We start from the raw sequence: 20219 nt of genomic DNA on the forward strand, positions 1-20219 counted from the left end.
TGCTGTTATTCTCGGTGATAGGGGTGGTTGTTATTTAAGCTCCACGCCCGATAAAGGCTTTCTGCAACGATAACCCTGACAAGCGGGTGTGGCAGGGTGAGCGGGGATAACGACCAACGTTGTTCAGCAGCGGCTAAACACGTCGATGATAACCCTTCCGGCCCACCAACTAACAACGATACATCGCGACCATCCATTTGCCAACCCTCTAACTGCTGCGCAAGCTGGTGAGTCGTCCATGGTTTGCCGTGTACTTCCAGTGTCACGATGCGGTTTCCCTTAGGTACCGCATTCAACAAGGCCTCGCCTTCGAGCTCGGTAAGCCTGCGGGTATCGGCCTTCTTGCCGCGTTTGTGTGGGCTGATTTCGTGTAGGCTGAGTTTACATTCGTTTGGGAATCGGCGTTCGTACTCTTGATAGCCCTCGCTAACCCAGCCCGGCATTTTATTGCCCACTGCAAGTAGCTGTATTTGCACTTACTGGCTCCAGAGCTTTTCCAACTGGTAAAAGTCGCGTATAGACTCTTGCATCACGTGTAAAACGACGTCACCTAAGTCAACCAAAACCCATTCTGACTGCTCGCCACCCTCAATACCTAATGGCGGAATACCGGCATGTTTGGCTTCGGTTGCAACGTGCTCAGCAATACTACGGACGTGAGTTTTTGAGTTACCTGAACAGATAACCATAAAATCGGCAACATCGGTTTTGCCTTTTACATCTAACACGTCAATATCTCGTGCTTTCATATCATCAGCTTTATCTATAACGAACTGGCGCAATTGTTCAGCTTGCAATCTGGTATTCTCCATAAAATTAAACGGCGTTAGTTTAGCAGAATTACGTTAACGATACAGCTGTTGCTGCTCAATATACTCAGCAACGGCGGCCGGTACGGTATCGTGATGATTTTTTGTGTGCAAGCCGTTACGGATAGCCGTGGCCGAAATGTCGCGAAGCGGCGTATTAGCCAGGTAGATATAACCCTCAGACTGCTGATGCAAATGACCTGGCTGCTGACATTGGTGTTGCTTAATATAGTGACCTAAGGCTTCCGAGGCTTGTGCTAACTCATAGCCCGGGCGTGGCATTACCACCAGGTGCGCAAGATCTGTGAGTTGTTGCCACTGATACCAGCTATCCAACGACACCAGTGAATCCATGCCCATGACAAAAAGTAAAGTGTCCTGTGGGTACTGCTGTTTGAAATTTTGCAACGTTTTAACGGTGTAGGAGGGTTGCTGTGAGCGTAACTCAAAATCTTCGGCGACCAGTCGCTTATCTGTGTTACAGGCCAGTTTAACCATTTCCAGACGCTGTGCCGCGGTCGCGGCGGGTTGCGGCCGGTGGGGCGGAACTGAATTGGGCATTAGGTGTAGTGCGTCGATATTCAACTCATCGAGCAGTGCCAACGCGGTATCGATGTGGCCTTGATGAATGGGATCGAAAGTCCCGCCGAATAATGCTCGAATACTCATGCCATTGCCTGCAGCTGCTGCGGCAAATAGCCTTGGTGAGGGCCCACACAGATTAATGCCACACAATGAGTAAACAGGATATCAGCGTTTTCGCCTGAATCATTTTTTAGTGCTAACTCCAGTCGCTGCAATAACTGTTGTGCCTGTCGCAATGACTCCGCAGTTAATTGTTGGGCACGAGATTGATAGGCCTGTTGCTGCGAGCTCCAAATCATATTTTGACGGTAAATTGAATTGGCATCCAGTTGCTGCGTCAATGCTGTTTTTAACTGGCTCAACACCTGTACTTCGCGCTGCACCACCCACAATAACTGATGGCGGTCGACATCCTCGGCAAATAGGCGATGAAGCCGGTGGGCTGTCTCGGACCAGTCATTGCGTAATAATGAGTCTTGCAGTGCAAAGGCGTCAAAATGACTCACGTCACGCATTGCTTGTTTTACCGCATCGGCGTTCAGCGCTTGGTCGCTATGCATCAGCGCCCATTTTTGCAGTTCCTGATCGAGGCTGGGTAAATTGCCCTCAAACCATAACGCCAGCAATTCGGTAGCGTCGGCAGTTAGTTGTAATCCATGCTGCTGTGCCCGCTGGTGAATAAAGCGGGGCAGGCGGCTTTTATCGGGTGTCGGGGTGCGAACTAACCAACCTTGTTGGCTAAGCGCTTTAAACCAGCGGCTGTTATGTTGTTCTTTTTTCAGTTTATCACCGATCACAACCAGTAATTGTTCGGCAGGTGGTGATTTGGCGTAAGCCGTTAGTGCATCAGAGCCGTCCCGACCGGGTTTATTTTCCGGCAGAGTTAGCTCCAGCAGCGTAAACTGACTGAATAAACTCATAGACTGGCCGCTGTCATGCAGCTGTTGCCAGTCAAAATCAGGTTGCTGTTGCAGGCTCTGGCGTTCTAATTCGTCGCCAAATTGTTGCTTAAGGTGTTTTCGTAATAACGCCAGGGCATCCTGGCGTAGCAATAATTCTTCGCCAAATAACAACAACACGGGCGGCAGGGGATGTTGCTGCAGATGTTGCGTTAGTTGTTCGGCGAAGAGTTGTTTCATTAGTCGTCAGCAAACTCACTAATCATTTGACGCACCAGACGCCGCGCTGCGTCATCACGCATTTCGGCTACCAGCATTTCGCGTTCACGCGTTTTCGCCAGTGCGAAGTTTGGATCGTCCTGATAGTCGCGGGCAACCTCAATCGTATCCTCGATGATCAGTTCGCCATTTCTGATAACCTGATAATTAACCCGGTATAACAGCTCATACTCGGCAACCTGACCACTCTCGAACAAACTTAGTGTACGGCGTTCAAGTTGGTCTGAAAGCACCCGTAATTGTGCGACATCGGCTGCTGCCTGGTCGCTTAACTGGATACCCGCGGTAAGTAAGCGCTGACGCAGGCTGGCTTCCAGTTGTAGTGAACTGACCGACTGCAGTTGCATCTGCTGCAAGGTTGCCGGTAGCTGATAGTTATCGCGTAACTGAAAGCCACAGGCACTGAGCGTGATCATAACAATCACGCTCAGTAAGCTTTGACGCATGAGACGGAAGCTGGACATGAGTAGTTAGCTCACCACAATATTGAAGATTTTGCCCGGTACGTAGATTTTCTTCCGCACCGTCTTGCCGTCGGTATACTTCTTCACCGCAGCATCACTAAACGCTTGTTCTTCAACTTGTTCGGCAGTAGCGTCAGCAGCGACTGTTAATTTAGCCCGTACTTTGCCGTTAACCTGCACTACGATCAGCTTTTCCTCTTCGACCAGCGCACTGTCATCAACCGCTGGCCAGGGGGCAAAGATTAAATCGTCCTGATGGCCTAATTCACGCCAAAGCTGCTCACAAATATGCGGGGTAATTGGCGCTAACATTTTAATCATCGCATCCAGTGCTTCGCCCATAACCTGACGGTCAGCATCACTTTCCAGCGGTGCTTTTTGCAGGTGATTAAGCAACTCCATTATGGCTGCAATGGCGGTATTAAAATGTTGCCGGCGACCCATGTCGTCAGACACTTTAGCGATGGTTTTGTGTAATTCGCGACGCCGATCTTTTTGTGCTTTGTTTAGCTCAGCGGCTTGCGCGTAGCCACCTGCCTGAATGAAGTCGTAAGTTAGTTTCCAAACCCGACGCAGGAACCGTTGTGACCCCTCAACGCCTGAATCTGACCATTCCAGTGTCATTTCCGGTGGTGCTGCGAACATCATGAACAAACGCACGGTATCAGCGCCATAGCGCTCGACCATGGTTTGTGGGTCAATGCCGTTGTTTTTAGACTTTGACATCTTGCTCATGCCGGCGATCTTTACGGGCTGACCGTCGTCTTTATGCGTGGCACCAACAACAGCGCCTTTGTCGTCTCGCGCTAACTCGACATCCAAGGGTGAAATCCATTGCTTACCGCCTTTCTCGTCTTCGCGATAGTAGCTATCGGCCAGCACCATGCCCTGACACAGTAACCGTTTAAAGGGTTCATCAGATTCAACCAGGCCAGTGTCGCGCAATAGCTTATGGAAGAAGCGCGCATACAACAAATGCAGAATGGCGTGCTCGATACCACCAATGTATTGATCGACCGGTAACCAGTAGTTGGCTTTTTCCGGATCCAGCATCGCTTGATCGTCTTGCGCACTGCAGTAGCGCGCGTAATACCAGGATGACTCCATAAAGGTATCAAAGGTGTCGGTCTCGTGTTCTGCCAGCTGGCCGTTGTAGCTTGTCTGGCGCCACTGCGGATCGGACTTAATCGGTGAGTTAACGCCATCCATAACCACGTCTTCCGGCAGTTTAACCGGTAACTGTTCTTCAGGCACGGGCACTGACTCGCCGTTTTCGAGGTTCAGCATGGGGATAGGGGTACCCCAATAGCGTTGACGCGAAACGCCCCAGTCACGCAGCCGATAATTAACCGTACGCTCACCGATACCGCGTTGCTCGATAACTTCGGCAATAGCATCAAATGCCTGCTGCGAGCTCATACCGTTGTATTGGTCAGAATTAATGACCGTACCTTTTTCGGTAATCGCACCAGCAGCTAAATCACCCTCGCCGCTGAAAGGCTCGATGACAGCAGTAATGGGTAACTCGTACTTGGTTGCAAATTCCCAGTCGCGCTGGTCATGTGCAGGTACTGCCATGACAGCGCCCGAACCGTAATCCATCAACACAAAATTAGCGACCCAAATAGGAATCTCTTTACCGGTTAATGGATGCACAGCCTTAAGGCCGGTATCCATACCGAGTTTTTCCATGGTTGCCAAATCAGCTTCAGCGACCTTGCTGTTCTTACAGCTTTCGATAAACTCAGCCAGTTGTGGATTTGTTTTTGCAGCTTCCAGCGCCAATGGATGCTGTGCTGCCAAGCCCATGTAGGTGACACCATATAAGGTGTCAGGACGGGTGGTGTAAACACTCAGTTTGTCGCTATGGTCAGCGACATCAAATTCAATTTGCAGACCTTCTGAGCGACCGATCCAATTGCGTTGCATGGCTTTGACTTGCTCTGGCCAGCCATCAAGTTGCTCCAGATCCTGCAGCAGCTCGTCAGCGTAATCAGTGATTTTAATAAACCACTGTGGAATTTCTTTTTGCTCGACGATGGCGCCACTACGCCAGCCGCGGCCATCGATAACCTGTTCGTTAGCTAATACGGTTTGATCAACAGGGTCCCAGTTAACGGTGGCGTTTTTCTTATACACCAGGCCTTTTTCGTAGAGCTTAGTAAAGAACCACTGCTCCCAACGGTAATAATCAGGCGAACAGGTCGCAACCTCACGGTTCCAGTCATAACCAAAACCGAGGCTTTTAAGCTGATCACGCATGTAATCAATATTTTGATAGGTCCATTTAGCCGGCGCTGTTTTGTTTTGAATAGCTGCGTTTTCTGCCGGTAGGCCAAAGGCATCCCAACCCATCGGCTGCAGGACATTTTTACCCTGCATACGTTGATGGCGGGAAATCACATCACCCAGCGTATAGTTGCGCACGTGACCCATGTGGAGTTTGCCACTTGGGTAGGGGAACATCGATAAGCAATAGAACTTCTCTTTATCGGGCTGTTCGCTGGCTTCAAATACCTTGTCTTGTTGCCACCGCTGCTGAATGGCCTGTTCAATCGCCGAAGGACTGTATTGTTCTTGCATAGTGTTGATTACATCCGGTTTGCAAAAATGAAGCGTTAGGTCGTTTAGCTAATCGCGTACCACATCACTAACATGATGATAATACCGGCCAGACCGAAGAAAATATTCTCAAAACGCTGGCGTTGCACTGCCTGGCGATCGTCCGTGTCTGCCGGAATGAAAAACATAAGCCAACTGCTTAATCCTAAACCGCCCGCGGCAACTAACACTGCAAATAAGAGAGCATCGAAGATGTTTTCCATGATGTAAATTCCTGTGAAGATAAAGATCGCTGTTATTGTACTTATTTTTGTGGTGGCTGACCACGTCTGTTACTTGCGGCCTTGAGCCAGGGCAAAAGTCCCAGTGCTGCCAGTAGCCAGGTAAAAGAATGACCGAAGCGGGCAAACCAGGTTTGACCGCTGACTTGAGGCACTTCCGCTGATACCGTGGTGGCGGTAAATTGTGGCGCATCGGCAATGATGTGGCCATGCTCGTCAGTAATAGCAGAAACGCCGTTGTTGGTTGCTCTTAATAGCGGGCGGCCCAGTTCTTTAGCCCGCATTTGGGCTATTTGCATGTGTTGCCAGGGGCCATGTGAGTCACCAAACCAAGTGTCGTTACTGACAGTTAATAAATAGTCGGTGTCAGCCTGAGTGTTCAGGCGGACCTGGTTACTAAAAGCAATTTCATAACAGATGGCGGTATTTAATTTATGATCGTTAGCAACCAAATTAGGTTGCTGTTCGCTGCCACGGGCAAAAGACGACATGGGGAGATTAAACAAGGGGGCCAGTGGCCGCAGTACGTCCTCAAAAGGCACAAACTCGCCAATAGGTAATAACTGGTGTTTACGGTAACGGTTGTCGTGGCCGTACTGGTAGTCACTATCCAGTTGTTGTTGCTCCTGGCCTAATACGATAACACTGTTGTAAAACGCGTCATTGTTCGCATCGTAATCGATAATACCGGTGATTAAACCGGCGCCATTGATACTTGCTGCCTGGTCAATATTATAAAGAATATCGTCGGCATAGGGTTCCAGCGCCGTAATCGCTGATTCAGGCCATATTACAATGTCATGCTGGTATTGCGGCCGCGTTAGGTCCAGATAGCGCAAAATATTGGGCCATTGCTGATCGGCCTGCCACTTCAGGGACTGTTGAATATTACCCTGAACCAGCAACACGGATGTCGTTTCCGGCGAGCGCTTCAGTGGCTGTAACATCGGCGTTAACCAACCTAACACAATGAACACGACCACCAATAATGCGTTTTGCGGGCGCGCCTGCTGTATGCCCGTAACAATCGCCAGTGCGATAAACCAAAGGGCGACGGTAATACCGGGTTGACCCACTGCCGGCGCTAAACCGCCGAGTAGTGCGTCGGTTTGTGTATAACCCAGTCCCAGCCAGGGAAAGCCGGTAAACAGCCAACCGCGTAATGTTTCTGCGACCAACCACAGCAGCGGCAGGCTAAACAGCCAGTAACCAGAGCGTAAACAAAGCTTGCGCCACAGTGCAAAGGTTGCGGCAGGGTAGAGCGCCAGGTAAGCGACTAATAGCGCCAACACAATAACGTTGACGGCGTCAGGCATGCCACCGTATTGATCGATGCTGACATAAATCCAGCTAAGGCCGGCACCAAACCAGCCAAAACCGAATGCAAAGCCACTATTAAACGCTTGTCTGGGTGTTAATGAGCCGATCAAGTAGACGACTAACGGTAAGATCCAAAATGGCAGAATCGCGACAGAATAGGGTGCGTAGGCAAAGCATAACAGCCCGCCCAGCACCAGCAGAATAATTTGCCTAAACCACGCAATCTGTTTAATGCGTGTCAGCACGGACGCAATCACTCAGCAGCATCCTCGTCCTGTTGGGTGGTTTCTGGAATGCTGACCTGCAATTGTTGAATACGGCGCTTATCGGCACTGGTAATACGGAATACAAAACCTTCCAGTGTGATTTCTTCGCCGGCTTGCGGTAAGTGACCAAAACCGTGGGCTACTAAACCGCCGACGGTATCGTTTTCGTCATCGCTAAAATCACTACCAAAGTAATCGTTAAAGTCTTCGATGGTGGTTAGTGCTTTTATCGAATAACGGCTGGCGCTTAGGCGCTTAATGTTAGCTTTTTCGTCTTCGTTGTGGTCGGTTTCATCTTCAATCTCGCCGACGATTTCTTCGAGGATGTCTTCGATGGTGACCAGACCCGATACGCCGCCGTATTCGTCCACCACAATTGCCATGTGATAACGGTTAGAACGAAAATCTTTGAGCAATACGTCGACCCGCTTACTTTCAGGTACGATCACAGCCGGACGCATCACGTTTGATAACGAGAATTCGTCATCGGTAAAGTTAAAGCCATAACTCAGCAGATCCTTTGCCAACAAAATACCCTCTACATGGTCTTTGTTATCGGTAACAACCGGGTAGCGGCTATGTTGTGATTCGATGACGATGGGCAGGAAATCCTCAACACCTTGATTTATGTCGATGGTCACCATTTGTGAGCGGGGGATCATGATGTCGCGAACTTTAAGCTCGGCTACGTCTAAGACACCCTCAATCATCTCCTTGGTATCGTTATCGATCAGGTCGCGTTCCTCTGCATCCTGAATTAAATCGACAAGTTCTTCTCTGCTTTTCGGCTCCCCGGTGAAGACTTGCAGCAATCGTGCTGCCCAGGACTTCTGTGAAGAGCCGTTGGCTGAGTGGGGGTTGTCGTCGCTCATTAAGCGTTGTGCTCCGTGTTAGTTGATACTTGGTATGGATCAGCGATGTTGAGCGCAGCTAAAATCTCGCGTTCCAGCTGTTCCATCTGCTCGGCTTCATCGTCTTCGATATGGTCATACCCCAGCAAGTGAAGCGTACCGTGTATCACCATATGCGTCCAGTGATCAATCAGGGCTTTATGCTGCTGTTCAGCTTCTTCTTTTACCACGTCCGCGCAAACCACCAGATCGCCCAATAGGGGGATCGGTAATTCTACCGGTGCAGAAAAAGGAAAGGATAAGACATTGGTCGCATAATCGCGGCCACGAAACTCGTTATTAAGCTGTTGACCTTCTGTCTTATCGACTACACGTATCGTCAGCTCGGCATCAGCGAATTTGTGTGGCGTGTCGGCGGCAGCATGCGTGAGTGCAGCGCCAACCCAGCTCTGTAGTTGTTGGTGGCTGGGTAAACCGATGTCGTTGTCGGTATTGATTTGGTAATCAATCGCGATCGGCATGGGACTTCTTACTGTCAAAATCGTCGTAGGCTTCGACAATACGCTGCACCACCGGGTGGCGAACCACATCACCAGCCTGGAAGAAGGTAAAGCTTATAGCTTCGACTTTGCTTAATACTTCGATGGCATGGCGCAGTCCGGAACGTTGTCCACGCGGTAAATCAATCTGGGTGATATCGCCAGTGATAACCGCACGCGAATTAAAGCCAATACGGGTCAGGAACATCTTCATTTGTTCCATGGTGGTATTTTGACTTTCGTCCAGAATAATAAACGCATCATTGAGCGTGCGCCCGCGCATGTAGGCCAGCGGTGCCACTTCAATAACGTTACGCTCAATCAGCTTTTCGACTTTTTCAAAACCCAGCATTTCGAACAATGCGTCATAGAGCGGGCGCAAGTAAGGGTCGACTTTTTGTGCCAGATCGCCCGGCAGGAAGCCGAGCTTCTCACCTGCTTCAACAGCCGGGCGCGTAAGCAAAATACGGCGGACTTCCTGACGTTCCAGCGCATCAACGGCGCAGGCGACTGCCAGATAGGTTTTACCGGTACCGGCAGGACCAATACCAAAGTTTACATCGTGCGCCAAAATAGCCCGTACATAGCCGGCCTGGCTATGATTGCGAGGTTTAATTAAACCGCGCTTGGTTTTGATGTGGGTCATTTTTTCGGCTGCAGGGTCAGAGCTATCCTGCTCCAGTACCTTCGCCTGCTGGATTGCTAAGTGCACCTGCTGTGGTTCAATGGTACCTGCCTGGCCCTTAACGGTGGCGGTTTCGACATATAGGTCGCGCAGAATATTTTGCACCGCGGCGACCGTGTCTCCGGGCCCGATAAGGCGAAAGTTATGGCCTCGGTGGGTAATTTCGACGCCCAGTCGGCGCTCAATGTGTTTGAGGTTTTCGTCAAACGGACCGCACAGATCCGAAAGCCGACGCAAATCGGTCGGCTCGATATCAAATTCTAAAGTTTCAGTTTGTGGACTCAATCCAATCCTCGTTATGTTGTTAAACAGGCGTAACCCGGCCAACACCCAGTTCGTCGGGTTCGTTAGCTCGGCCACGCTGTAAAATAGTTTCCGGCGCGGTATCAACACGCAGACCCATGTCTGCCTCTTCGCGCAGCAATTCGCCGCGTAGGGAATTAGGCAGCACCTCGGTGATGTTGACATCAACGAACTGACCGATCATATGGGGCTGACCAACAAAGTTTACAACCCGGTTGTTCTCAGTACGTCCAGACAACTCCATCGGGTTTTTCTTCGACGGGCCGGTAACCAGAATACGTTGCTCGGTATTCAACATACGACGCGCATGTGCCATCGATTGCTGGTTAAGGCGCTGCTGTAATAATTGCAGGCGTTGCTTTTTGGTTGCCTCGCTGACATCGTCAGGCAAGTCCGCGGCCGGTGTACCCGGACGCGCGCTGTAGATAAAGCTAAAGCTCATATCAAAATCAATGGCCTGGATTAAATCCATAGTCGCTTCAAAATCGGCGTCGCTTTCACCCGGGAAGCCAATAATAAAGTCCGACGACATGGCAATGTCAGGACGGGCTTTTTTCAGTGCACGGATTTTTGATTTATATTCCAGCGCCGTATGGCCGCGTTTCATCATCGTTAATACACGGTCAGAACCACTCTGCACCGGCAGGTGCAAATGGCTGACTAATTCCGGGATAGTTTTATAAGCTTCAACGATATCGTCGGTAAACTCGACCGGGTGCGAGGTGGTGTAGCGAATACGGTCAATGCCATCAATGGCTGCGACCATATGCAGCAACTCGGCAAACCGACACACACTGCCGTCAAAGTTTTCGCCGCGGTAGGCGTTAACATTTTGACCCAGTAAGTTGACTTCGCGCACGCCTTGCTCGGCTAATTGTGCGATTTCATAAATGACGTCGTCGACCGGACGGCTGACTTCTTCGCCACGGGTATAAGGCACAACACAGAACGAGCAGTATTTTGAGCAGCCTTCCATAATTGAAACGAAGGCGCTGGCACCATCTGCTTTGGGCTCGGGTAAGCGGTCAAATTTTTCGATTTCCGGGAACGAGATATCGATCATGGGCTGATGACTATCACCCACCTGTTTAATCATTTCCGGCAAACGATGCAGCGTTTGCGGGCCAAACACCACGTCGACAAAAGGAGCACGGGCGCGAATGGCATCGCCTTCCTGTGACGCAACACAGCCACCCACACCGATCAGCAGATCCGGATTATCTTTTTTCAGGTTCTTCCAACGCCCCAGCTGATGAAAGACCTTTTCCTGTGCCTTTTCACGAATGGAGCAGGTATTTAACAGGATGAGGTCAGCGTTCTCGGCTTCCTCGGTAAGTTCGTAGCCGTGAGTTGCGTTAAGCAGATCCGCCATTTTAGCTGAATCATACTCGTTCATTTGGCAACCCCAGGTTTTTACATACAGTTTCTTACTCATGGTCTCTCAATGCTTGCTGCGAACGTTTGTACTAAAAAGGGCGCGTATTTTACCGCGCTTAAGGGGGTAAAGCCAACAGCTTATGGTTAATTTTTACGCCGGCTGCGAATGGCAAAATAGCCGGCCGTCATAATGATTAATGTTCCCCACAACATATGCCAGTAAACCGCTTCGTCAAAGAACCAATAGCCTAAAATAGCGGCGAATATCACGGAACTATAGGTAAAAACACCAATTTTTGCCGCGGGTGCAATAGAAAAAGCCTTAGTCATGGCCAGCTGACCATAGACCGCCAGGCTGCCCATTAGCGCTAACCCCCACCAATTATCAGCCGGAATCGGTTGCCACAACCAAATAAGGGGAATCGCCGATGCCACGGTGGCAAAGCCGGAAAAATAAAACACAATTTTACTGGTTGATTCGGTGCTGGACATGCGTTTGATGACGGTTTTTGTGAACGCAGCCAGGGCGGCAGCAATAAATGCGACACCCACCACTGGCGAAATATCGCTACCCAGTGGATCAAGGAAAATAAACACGCCGACGAAACCCAGCGCAATCGCCAGCCAGGTTTGTCGGGCCACGTATTCGTTTAACCACAACCAACCAATGACAGGAATTAAAAACGGCGACAACAGCAGCACCAGCGTGGCTTGCGCCAACGGGATAGTGGCAATGGCGTAAAAAAACAAATACATCGCGCTGATACCGGCTACACCACGGATCAGATGTAGTTTAAGCCGCCGGGTTTTGAGGGCGCCGGCACCTCTGCGCCAAAGCCAGGGAGCAAGTACCAGAAAAGCTAGCACATTGCGGAAAAACACCAGTTGTTCAAAGTTCTGGCTTGCCGAAAGGTGTTTAACCAGCGCACTAACGCCGGCAAAACTGGCTTCTGCCGATAGCAGTAATAGTGATGCCCAAACGACGGCATGAGGAGATGTATCACTTAATCGGTTGCCCATTACTCGCTCTAACGCTGGTATGATATGACTATGATAACGGAAATTGCATGTAAATTGTGGTATTTGTAACGCGATAGCAGGCAAGAGCATGGCAAGTTATGGAGTCGGACATGAAGCAGTATGTGATTAACGGTGGTGGCATGGTTGGTGCGGCGGCGGCATTGGCGCTGGCAGAGCAGGGTCATCAGGTAACCCTGGTTGATCTGCAACCCCCGGGTGCTGCACGGCCCGCCTGGGATTTACGCATCTCCTCGGTTAATCAGCATCACTGGTTGTGGTTAAACAGCCTGGGTCTTGAGCAAACCATAGATACTCAAAAAGTGATGCCTTATACGGATTTGTCGGTTACCACCCAGTCCGGCGATACGCTACGCTTTGGTGCTACTGACGTTAACCTGCCGCAACTGGGCGTTATGGTCGAGAACAATACGCTGCAGCGGGCACTGTGGGAATTACTATCCGAACATCCGCGAGTTAGCCTAAAAGTCCCCGAACGTATTACAGAATTCGATCTTGCTCAGCAACGGTTGGTTTTAGCAAGTGGCGAAGCCTGTGATTATGATGTTTTGATTGGCGCCGACGGTGCCAACTCGCAGGTTGCTCAGGCGATTAATATCAGTTATCGCGGTTGGGATTACGGCCAACGCTGTTTGCTGGCAAATGTACGATTGTCGCAGCCGCAGGCGGCTGCAACCTGGGAAGTGTTCAGGCCGCAGGGACCGTTTGCGTTATTACCATTAACCGACCAACAAGCCTGTTTAATTGATTATCGCAGCAGCGGCGAGATTAACTGCATCAGCCGCGATGAAAACACCCTGGTTAAAGCCTTGCATCACACCTTTGCTGATCGTATTGGTGCGTTTGAGCTGTTGTCTCATGCGAGCTTTCCGTTGCAGCGCAAACACGCGCTTAATTATAGCGACGGTCAGTCGGTCGTATTGATGGGGGATGCGGCACATACCATTCACCCGTTAGCGGGGCAGGGCGTGAACCTGGGCTTTGCCGATATTCGCAGTTGGCTTAACTGCAATAGCGATATAGCGGCTTATGAACAGGCGCGCAAAACTGAGAATCAGCGCATGATGCGGGCAATGGATATGATTAACTGGGGCTTTCGATCACAGAACCCATTGCTAAAACTGGGTTTGCGGGCGGCTTTTAAAGGCTTTGAGGTACTGGGACTAAAGCAACAGGTTATAGCGCGGGCGATGCAGACATAAATTGCAGGCATAAAAAAACCACCATTAAGGTGGTTAATTTAATCTGCGTGGGCACCATGATTTAATCATCAAGCATTTAATCAATGGTGCGGAGGGAGGGACTTGAACCCTCACGTCCTTTCGGACACTAGCACCTGAAGCTAGCGCGTCTACCAATTCCGCCACCACCGCAGACTGGGAAAGTGTGGCTGGGGCACCAGGGATCGAACCTGGGAATCGCGGGATCAAAACCCGCTGCCTTACCGCTTGGCTATGCCCCATCCAACTTTGGACCGACTCACCACTGTAACAGCGAACAACTGATGGCTGGGGCACCAGGGATCGAACCTGGGAATCGCGGGATCAAAACCCGCTGCCTTACCGCTTGGCTATGCCCCAATTGTCAGTTGAAAAGAGAGATTGGTGCGGACGGAGAGACTTGAACTCTCACGCCGTGAGGCACTGGAACCTAAATCCAGCGTGTCTACCAATTCCACCACGTCCGCACAACAAGGAGGCTAAGTTTGGTGGCTACGGCGAGATTCGAACTTGCGACCCCAGCATTATGAGTGCTGTGCTCTAACCAGCTGAGCTACGTAGCCACTACCTAACTTTTTATTGCGCATCTCTCTGTGAGTGCGGCGCGTATTATGCAAATCGCTTCGCTAACCGTCAACCTCTTTTTGAGAAAAAAACACGCTTTTGAGCTTAACTGGTTAAAAAACGGCAAAAACGCTGAATAATCACACGCTTTTGCTCGGCACCGAGGCTTACCAGGGTAATTCTTCACCATTGCTGTGGTAAAAATGTCCGGTTTTTTCCAGCGTCAATTCGGCAATACGTTTAATTAAACGTCCAGCTGCCTCTTCGGCAGTGATATCGCCTCGATTTCCAACCATGTCGGTTTGTACGTAGCCCGGATGCAACAATACCACCGCAATGCCCTGGTCTTTTAAGTCCAGCGCCAGTGACTTACCGGCAGCGTTGAGTGCGGCTTTAGACATACGGTAGCCATAACGACTGCCGGAGCCATTATCAGCAATTGACCCCATGCGGCTGGTAATCAAGCCGACTTTACTGCCGTCGGATAAATTATCCAGCAATGCATCAGTCACCCGTAGTGGCGCGATGGCGTTGACTTCGTACTGCGCGCGCAGACTGCCGCCATCAATATCGCCAAGCTGATCATTGTTAAGCAGTCCGGCATTGTTAATCAGGATATTAATTGGCTTGCTGCCTATGGATTCTTTCATGCGCAGCAGGTCTGACTCCTTGGTCACGTCAATGCCTTCAATAATATCAACGTCCAGTGCGGTGAGTTGTTTGGAATTATTGCGACAGACCGCGGTGACTTTATAGCCGGCTTTGCTGTATTGCTTCGCAAATTGAAAGCCGATACCGCGATTAGCCCCTGTAATAACGACGTGTTTCATTTTATACCTCAGTTTGCTGCGGTGGCGGTTAATCGCTGATGCCACCTTCGGTTAATTTTTTAGGATCTAACAAGTGTTGCAACTTATCGCGCCCCAAATCAGTCATTTCATCGGCCACGTCTATAATGGCGCGCCCCTCTTGATAGGCTCTTTTGGCAATTTCTGCGGCTTTATTGTAACCAATCACCGGGTTTAGTGCGGTTACCAGAATTGGGTTTTTAGCCAGCGCTTCGTTCAACCGATCATGGTTAACTTCAAAGTCTTTAATCGCCTTGTCAGCAAGGCTGAGGCAACTGTTACTGAGTAATTCGATGGATTGTAATAGGTTATAAGCAATCACCGGTAACATCACGTTAAGCTGGAAGTTGCCCTGTTGCGCCGCGGTGGTTATGGTTGTGTGGTTGCCATTAACTTGCGCCGCCACCATAGCAATTGCCTCGGGAATGACCGGATTGACCTTGCCCGGCATGATGCTACTGCCCGGCTGCAGTGCTGTTAACTGAATTTCGCCCAAGCCCGCCAACGGTCCGCTGTTCATCCAACGCAGATCGTTGCTGATTTTGAGCAGGGTGGTTGCGAGCGTGTTGAGTTGCCCGTGCAACTGTAAATTTAATTCCTGGCCGGCAATGCCGGTAAATGGATTGGGCGAGGCTTTAAAATCACTACCACAATCATTTGACAATGCGCGGGCGAAGGCATCGGCAAATGCTTTCGGTGCGTTAATACCGGTACCGATGGCGGTACCGCCTTGTGGCAGGACCTTGCTGTGTTGCAGTAACTGCGGCAATTGGCCGGCGCTTTGATCCAGCTGCCCGGCCCAGGCATCAAGCTCCTGCACCATAGTCATTGGCATGGCATCCATCAAATGTGTACGACCGGTTTTAACCACGTCACGTAACGCTATCGCTTTGTTGCGGGTAACATCGATAAGGTGCTTGAGCGCCGGCTGCAGTTGTTGTTCAATCATCAGCACGCTGGCTATCTGCAGCGCCGTCGGAATAACATCATTGCTGGACTGGCTTTGATTAACATGGTCGTTAGGATGAACCTCTACGCCTTGTTGTTGGCAGAGATTAGCTATGACCTCGTTAACATTCATATTAGAGCTGGTGCCCGAACCTGTCTGGAATACATCCACGGGGAACTGCTGCTGGTGTTGGCCATCAATTATTTGCTCCGCGGCGGCGCGGATCGCGTCCCGTTGTTGTGCGGTTAAACCGGTGACCTCGGCATTAGCCGTGGCCGCTGCTGCTTTTACCCGGGCGATGGCTTTGATCATGGGCAATGGCAGAGTCAGGCCACTGATCGTAAAGTTATTAACAGCGCGTTGGGTTTGCGCCGCGTACAGCGCATCAGCAGGTACTTGTATCTCGCCCATGCTGTCTTGCTCGGTGCGATATCCGTTACTCATACCAAAACTCCTTCTTTTATCAGCGTTGCTGTAGTTATAGCAGTGGTTATAACAGATTACGCGAAGTCGATTGCCAAGATCACATCATGGTTGCAGAAATGGCGACATCAAGTAATCTAGAATTATTAATCAATAAATTGGATAGTTCTGTGAAGTTAATTTTAACCATTATTGCTACTCTGTTGTTGCCGTTTGCATTGCAAGCTCAGGCACAAACAACAATTAAGTTACGCGACAGCGCCGGTAACGAACTACCCAATGCTGTGGTTTGGGCTGCTGACGATGCTGTTAAATCGGGGGCGCGGATGACCCCGCAGCAGGTTAATATTGACCAGGTTAACCGTCAGTTTACGCCGTTTATGACGGTTATTCGCAAAGGCAGCGAAGTAACTTTCCCTAATAGTGACAATATTCGCCATCACGTTTATTCATTTTCTGAGCCTAAACCGTTCGAAATTAAGTTATATGCCAATGAAGAGCGACCGACTTTGGCTTTCGAACAAGCCGGTTTAGTCACGCTGGGATGCAATATTCATGATCAAATGATAGCGCATATCGTTATCACCGAACGCGAATCGGCGTGGATAAGTAACGCAGCCGGCGTCGTTGAGCTGCCGTTAGTGGCCGCCAACGGATCGGTAGCAGTCACCATTTGGCACCCCTGGATGGGCACTGACCTGGCTACTGCAAGAACTATCAAAATCGAACCTGGCACCAGCAACACGCTAACCCTTGAAGTGACGCCGCCGCAGCGCGAAGAAAAACCGAAATCTCGCCTGCAACAACGGTTTAATCGCACAGGTTCGCTATGATCCGCACTTTCAGGACACGCTTACTGATTATTTTATTATTGTTGGTCGCAGGCGCTCTGACGATATCCCTGGCGGCCATGGGCGTAGCGGTAAAGGAGCAGGTCGAGCGCTCGGTGAGTCAGGAGCTGGTGGTCAGTGATCGGGTGTTTAGGGAGCTACTGGATAACCGCAGCCAATTGTTAAAACAGGCAGCGGAAGTACTGACTGATGACTTTGGCTTTAAGCGTGCAGTGGCTACCGGCGACCGTGAGACGATAGTTTCTGCACTGGTTAATCATGGTGACCGTATTGGCACAGAGTTAATGGTATTACGGGGTCCCGACGGCGCTGAAATTGCTGCAACTCACAGTTTGCCAGCGTCCACAAATACAATCGACTCGGCTAATGCGGGCCAGCAATTAGCGTTGGTTGGAGGCGAGTTGTTTCAATTAATTACGGTGCCGGTACGGGCGCCACAACTGATTGCCTATGCGACCCTGGGGTTTACTATCGACTCATCGCTGGCTACTGAATTGCAGAGCTTGGCCAACGCCGATATTAGCCTTTGGCAAGAATCTAATAGCAGTGTGTTGGCATCAAGTCTGTCGGCTCGCGAACAGCAGGCTTTAAGTCAGTTATTAAAGAACGGCGAAGACCTGTCAACATGGCTCGAAACACAATCGCTGGTGGGTAAAGAGGCATTACTCAGCACCGATTCGGATGAACAGGTTCACGTATTGCTGTCGGCATCGATAGAAAAAGCCCTGCAGGAGTTTAATCAACTGCAATGGCATATTGCCGTCATCGCATTAATTGCGATGTTACTGGCTGGGGTCGTGGCGATATTGATGTCGCGCAGTGTCTCGCGACCGCTGGAGCGATTGATTAAGGCAGCACAACAATTACAACGCGGTGATTATGGTCAACTGCGTTTAGAGCAGCGTGATGATGAATTTGGTCAATTGGCGGTGACCTTTGATTCGATGCGCACCGCGATATCCGAACGTGAGCAAAGAATCTCGTTTCAGGCCATGCACGATCAATTAACAGGCTTGCCCAATCGCCGTTATTTTGCTGATTATCTGGGGCAGTGGTTAAAGGAACAACGTAGCGGCACCTTACTACTGGTAAATATCTATCAATTCAGAACGTTGAATGACAGCCTCGGGCAAAAAGTTGGCGACCAGGTGTTAGCGCAAATTGCTCAGCGCTTATCAGAACAAAGTGGCATCGAGTTCGTAGCCCGTGTCGGGGGGGATGAATTTGCCTTGTTATATTCCCCGTTATTGACTGAGGACAGTAGTCAGGTCAATGAATTGTCCCGTCAGTTGGCGGCGCCGGTAAAAGTTGGTGAAAGTGATTATCCGATCGCATTTAATTGCGCAGCGGTCGTTTTTCCGGAGCACGGAGACGGCTTCGATACGTTGCTGCGGCGGGCGCAAGTGGCTGTCCAGCGGGCGAAGTCGGAGCACGCGTTTGTCAGCTTTTACCGACATGGAATGGATGAACAACATCTGCGTCAGTTAACTATCCTCGAGCAGTTACAGCAGGCCTGTGACGGCAATGAATTAAAGCTTCTGCTGCAGCCAAAAATTGACTGCCAAACAGGCAAAACAATCGGCGCAGAAGCACTGTTGCGCTGGCATAGTCAGGTGCTCGGCTTTGTTGGACCCGATGAGTTTATTCCGTTGGCAGAGCAGTCCGGACTGATAAAGCAGCTGACCCGCTGGGTGTGTGAAACAGCGCTCGAGATCATACAGTCGCTAACGCTGCGGGATGGTGCGTTCAGCCTAAGTGTCAATCTGTCTGCAGTGGATTTGCTTAGCGATGAGATATTGCGATTATTTGATGATCTCAAACAGCTACAAAGCGACATTCATCAGTACTTAATACTTGAGGTCACCGAAAGTGCGATTGTAACCGACCCGGAGGCCGCAATTAGTCGTTTAAACTGGCTAAGAGAGCGGGGCTTTAGGGTGTCCATTGATGATTACGGAACTGGCTACTCGTCGCTGGCACAGATGCGCAACCTGCCGGTAAACGAGTTGAAGATTGATCGTGCCTTTGTGCAACCGTTAGCGAACAGTGTAGTTGATCAGTCGATTGTGCGTTCGACTATTCAGCTTGCCCATGAACTTAATCTATCAGTCGTTGCAGAGGGCGTCGAAGACGAGTCCAGCTGGCGGCTTCTACAACAACAAGGCTGCGATGTACTGCAGGGATTTTATTTTAGCAAGCCGATAGCCGTGGCTGAATTTAAACAGCGATTAGAGGATGAAGCGAATGAAAACTAAGTTGTCGGTAGCAGCCTGTGCGTGCGCCATGGCGGTGGCACTGACCAGCAGTGTGCATGCCAAGACGCCGGGCTCTAAGCTTTTGGCAACCGGTGGTGCATCGACCATCGAGGGCGCCGGAGGCGGGGGAATTGTGCCTTGGGCTACACTGAGTTCGTACGCTGATACCGGCGAGTGGGGCGCTACGGTTAATCTAAGCGAAGTTAGTGTTGACGATTTTCGTTTAAGCGTTAAGGGAATAAGTGCCTCCTGGAACAATCGCATCGAAGTATCTTACGCGCGCCAGACCTTTGATTTATCCACCATTGGCGGTGAGCTGGAGCAAAATATTGTTGGTGCCAAGGTACGTGTTGTCGGCGACCTTGTTTACGGTGATTTGCCCCAGATCAGTGTCGGCGCGCAACATAAGATTAATCAGAGCTTCGCGCTGCCGAGCGCCGTCGGCGCTTTAGATGATAGTGATACAGACTGGTACGTGAGCGCGGCCAAGGCCTGGTTAGATGGCCCGTTTCACCGCACCTGGGTGGCCAATGTGACAGCGCGCAATACCCGCGCAAACCAACTTGGGTTACTGGGTTTTGGCGGCGATGATGAGGCTGACTCGAGGTGGGTAGCTGAAGCGTCTGTGGCAATGTTTATTAATCGCTACTGGGCTGTCGGTGCAGAGTACCGGCAAAAGCCTGATAACCTGACATTTGCTGAGGAACAAGACTGGCGTGATATTTTTGTCGCTTATTTTCCTTCTAAGCGTGTGTCGTTGGTTGGCGCCTATACCGATCTTGGCAGCATTGCCGGACTTGATAATCAAAGCGGCTGGTACCTGTCAGTGCAGGCCGCATTTTAAGGAATGA

Annotated in this window: 19 protein-coding genes and 5 tRNA genes; 4 read left to right on the forward strand and 20 right to left on the reverse strand. The window is 50.4% G+C overall.

Annotated elements, in window-relative coordinates; translation table 11 throughout:
- Nucleotides 1-5: 5 nt before the first annotated feature.
- From rlmH to DEU29_RS04925, 13 genes are all read right to left on the reverse strand, one after another.
- Entirely contained in the window at nt 6-476 is a 471-nt protein-coding gene (gene rlmH / locus DEU29_RS04865; protein ID WP_133539130.1) for a 23S rRNA (pseudouridine(1915)-N(3))-methyltransferase RlmH, read from the reverse strand.
- Entirely contained in the window at nt 477-812 is a 336-nt protein-coding gene (rsfS, locus tag DEU29_RS04870; protein WP_432206868.1) for a ribosome silencing factor, read from the reverse strand. It lies immediately after the preceding gene.
- Nucleotides 813-845: 33 nt separating this feature from the next.
- Entirely contained in the window at nt 846-1478 is a 633-nt protein-coding gene (gene nadD / locus DEU29_RS04875; RefSeq protein ID WP_133539132.1) for a nicotinate-nucleotide adenylyltransferase, read from the reverse strand.
- Nucleotides 1475-2533 (reverse strand): DNA polymerase III subunit delta, encoded by a 1059-nt coding sequence (gene holA / locus DEU29_RS04880; RefSeq protein WP_133539133.1) that lies wholly within the window; start codon nt 2531-2533, stop codon nt 1475-1477. Before holA ends, nadD begins: the two co-directional genes overlap by 4 nt.
- Nucleotides 2533-2988, reverse strand: coding sequence for an LPS assembly lipoprotein LptE (gene lptE / locus DEU29_RS04885; RefSeq protein WP_243734480.1), 456 nt, complete (start codon nt 2986-2988; stop codon nt 2533-2535). Before lptE ends, holA begins: the two co-directional genes overlap by 1 nt.
- Nucleotides 2989-3042: 54 nt before the next feature.
- On the reverse strand, nt 3043-5619 hold the full coding sequence (gene leuS / locus DEU29_RS04890) for a leucine--tRNA ligase (protein ID WP_133539135.1): 2577 nt from the start codon (nt 5617-5619) through the stop codon (nt 3043-3045).
- Between the two features lie 44 nt (nt 5620-5663).
- On the reverse strand, nt 5664-5861 hold the full coding sequence (locus DEU29_RS04895; protein ID WP_133539136.1) for a hypothetical protein: 198 nt from the start codon (nt 5859-5861) through the stop codon (nt 5664-5666).
- A gap of 41 nt (nt 5862-5902) precedes the next feature.
- Nucleotides 5903-7456, reverse strand: coding sequence for an apolipoprotein N-acyltransferase (gene lnt / locus DEU29_RS04900; protein ID WP_243734483.1), 1554 nt, complete (start codon nt 7454-7456; stop codon nt 5903-5905).
- Entirely contained in the window at nt 7453-8337 is an 885-nt protein-coding gene (gene corC / locus DEU29_RS04905; protein WP_133539137.1) for a CNNM family magnesium/cobalt transport protein CorC, read from the reverse strand. Before corC ends, lnt begins: the two co-directional genes overlap by 4 nt.
- Nucleotides 8337-8837 carry an rRNA maturation RNase YbeY gene (gene ybeY, locus DEU29_RS04910; RefSeq protein ID WP_133539138.1) on the reverse strand — a complete coding sequence of 167 codons (501 nt, stop codon included), beginning with the start codon at nt 8835-8837 and terminating at the stop codon, nt 8337-8339. Before ybeY ends, corC begins: the two co-directional genes overlap by 1 nt.
- Nucleotides 8821-9825, reverse strand: a complete 1005-nt coding sequence (locus tag DEU29_RS04915) for a PhoH family protein (RefSeq protein ID WP_133539139.1) — start codon at nt 9823-9825, stop codon at nt 8821-8823. Before DEU29_RS04915 ends, ybeY begins: the two co-directional genes overlap by 17 nt.
- 19 nt (nt 9826-9844) lie before the next feature.
- Nucleotides 9845-11278 carry a tRNA (N6-isopentenyl adenosine(37)-C2)-methylthiotransferase MiaB gene (gene miaB, locus DEU29_RS04920; RefSeq protein ID WP_133539140.1) on the reverse strand — a complete coding sequence of 478 codons (1434 nt, stop codon included), beginning with the start codon at nt 11276-11278 and terminating at the stop codon, nt 9845-9847.
- Between the two features lie 86 nt (nt 11279-11364).
- Nucleotides 11365-12240 (reverse strand): DMT family transporter, encoded by an 876-nt coding sequence (locus DEU29_RS04925; RefSeq protein ID WP_133539141.1) that lies wholly within the window; start codon nt 12238-12240, stop codon nt 11365-11367.
- A 110-nt stretch (nt 12241-12350) separates the two neighbouring features.
- Here DEU29_RS04925 and DEU29_RS04930 point away from each other — a divergent pair, with 110 nt between their 5' ends.
- Nucleotides 12351-13460 (forward strand): FAD-dependent monooxygenase, encoded by a 1110-nt coding sequence (locus DEU29_RS04930; protein ID WP_166635879.1) that lies wholly within the window; start codon nt 12351-12353, stop codon nt 13458-13460.
- Between the two features lie 84 nt (nt 13461-13544).
- Here the strand turns inward: DEU29_RS04930 and DEU29_RS04935 are convergent.
- The 7 genes from DEU29_RS04935 to DEU29_RS04965 all read right to left on the reverse strand — a co-directional run bounded on the left by DEU29_RS04935 (nt 13545) and on the right by DEU29_RS04965 (nt 16283).
- Nucleotides 13545-13631: transfer RNA gene (locus DEU29_RS04935), tRNA-Leu, on the reverse strand.
- 14 nt (nt 13632-13645) lie between these two features.
- A tRNA-Gln gene (locus DEU29_RS04940) sits at nt 13646-13720 on the reverse strand.
- 43 nt (nt 13721-13763) lie between these two features.
- Nucleotides 13764-13838, reverse strand: a tRNA-Gln gene (locus DEU29_RS04945).
- A gap of 22 nt (nt 13839-13860) precedes the next feature.
- Nucleotides 13861-13945: transfer RNA gene (locus DEU29_RS04950), tRNA-Leu, on the reverse strand.
- A gap of 19 nt (nt 13946-13964) precedes the next feature.
- Nucleotides 13965-14041, reverse strand: a tRNA-Met gene (locus DEU29_RS04955).
- 168 nt (nt 14042-14209) lie between these two features.
- Nucleotides 14210-14872: an SDR family oxidoreductase gene (locus DEU29_RS04960; protein WP_133539143.1), complete on the reverse strand. Its 663-nt coding sequence runs from the start codon at nt 14870-14872 to the stop codon at nt 14210-14212.
- A 28-nt stretch (nt 14873-14900) separates the two neighbouring features.
- Nucleotides 14901-16283 (reverse strand): class II fumarate hydratase, encoded by a 1383-nt coding sequence (locus tag DEU29_RS04965; RefSeq protein WP_133539144.1) that lies wholly within the window; start codon nt 16281-16283, stop codon nt 14901-14903.
- A gap of 149 nt (nt 16284-16432) precedes the next feature.
- Here DEU29_RS04965 and DEU29_RS04970 point away from each other — a divergent pair, with 149 nt between their 5' ends.
- The 3 genes from DEU29_RS04970 to DEU29_RS04980 are packed head-to-tail and all read left to right on the forward strand — an operon-like array spanning nt 16433 to nt 20212.
- Entirely contained in the window at nt 16433-17095 is a 663-nt protein-coding gene (locus DEU29_RS04970) for a methylamine utilization protein (protein WP_133539145.1), read from the forward strand.
- A complete protein-coding gene (locus DEU29_RS04975; protein ID WP_133539146.1) occupies nt 17092-19368 on the forward strand; it encodes a putative bifunctional diguanylate cyclase/phosphodiesterase in 2277 nt (758 codons plus the stop codon). The genes DEU29_RS04970 and DEU29_RS04975 overlap by 4 nt, the downstream gene beginning before the upstream one ends.
- On the forward strand, nt 19358-20212 hold the full coding sequence (locus DEU29_RS04980; RefSeq protein ID WP_133539147.1) for a DUF3034 family protein: 855 nt from the start codon (nt 19358-19360) through the stop codon (nt 20210-20212). Before DEU29_RS04975 ends, DEU29_RS04980 begins: the two co-directional genes overlap by 11 nt.
- The last annotated feature ends 7 nt before the right edge of the window (nt 20213-20219 follow it).

Source organism: Idiomarina aquatica, from assembly GCF_004362895.1.
Lineage (GTDB): Bacteria > Pseudomonadota > Gammaproteobacteria > Enterobacterales > Alteromonadaceae > Idiomarina.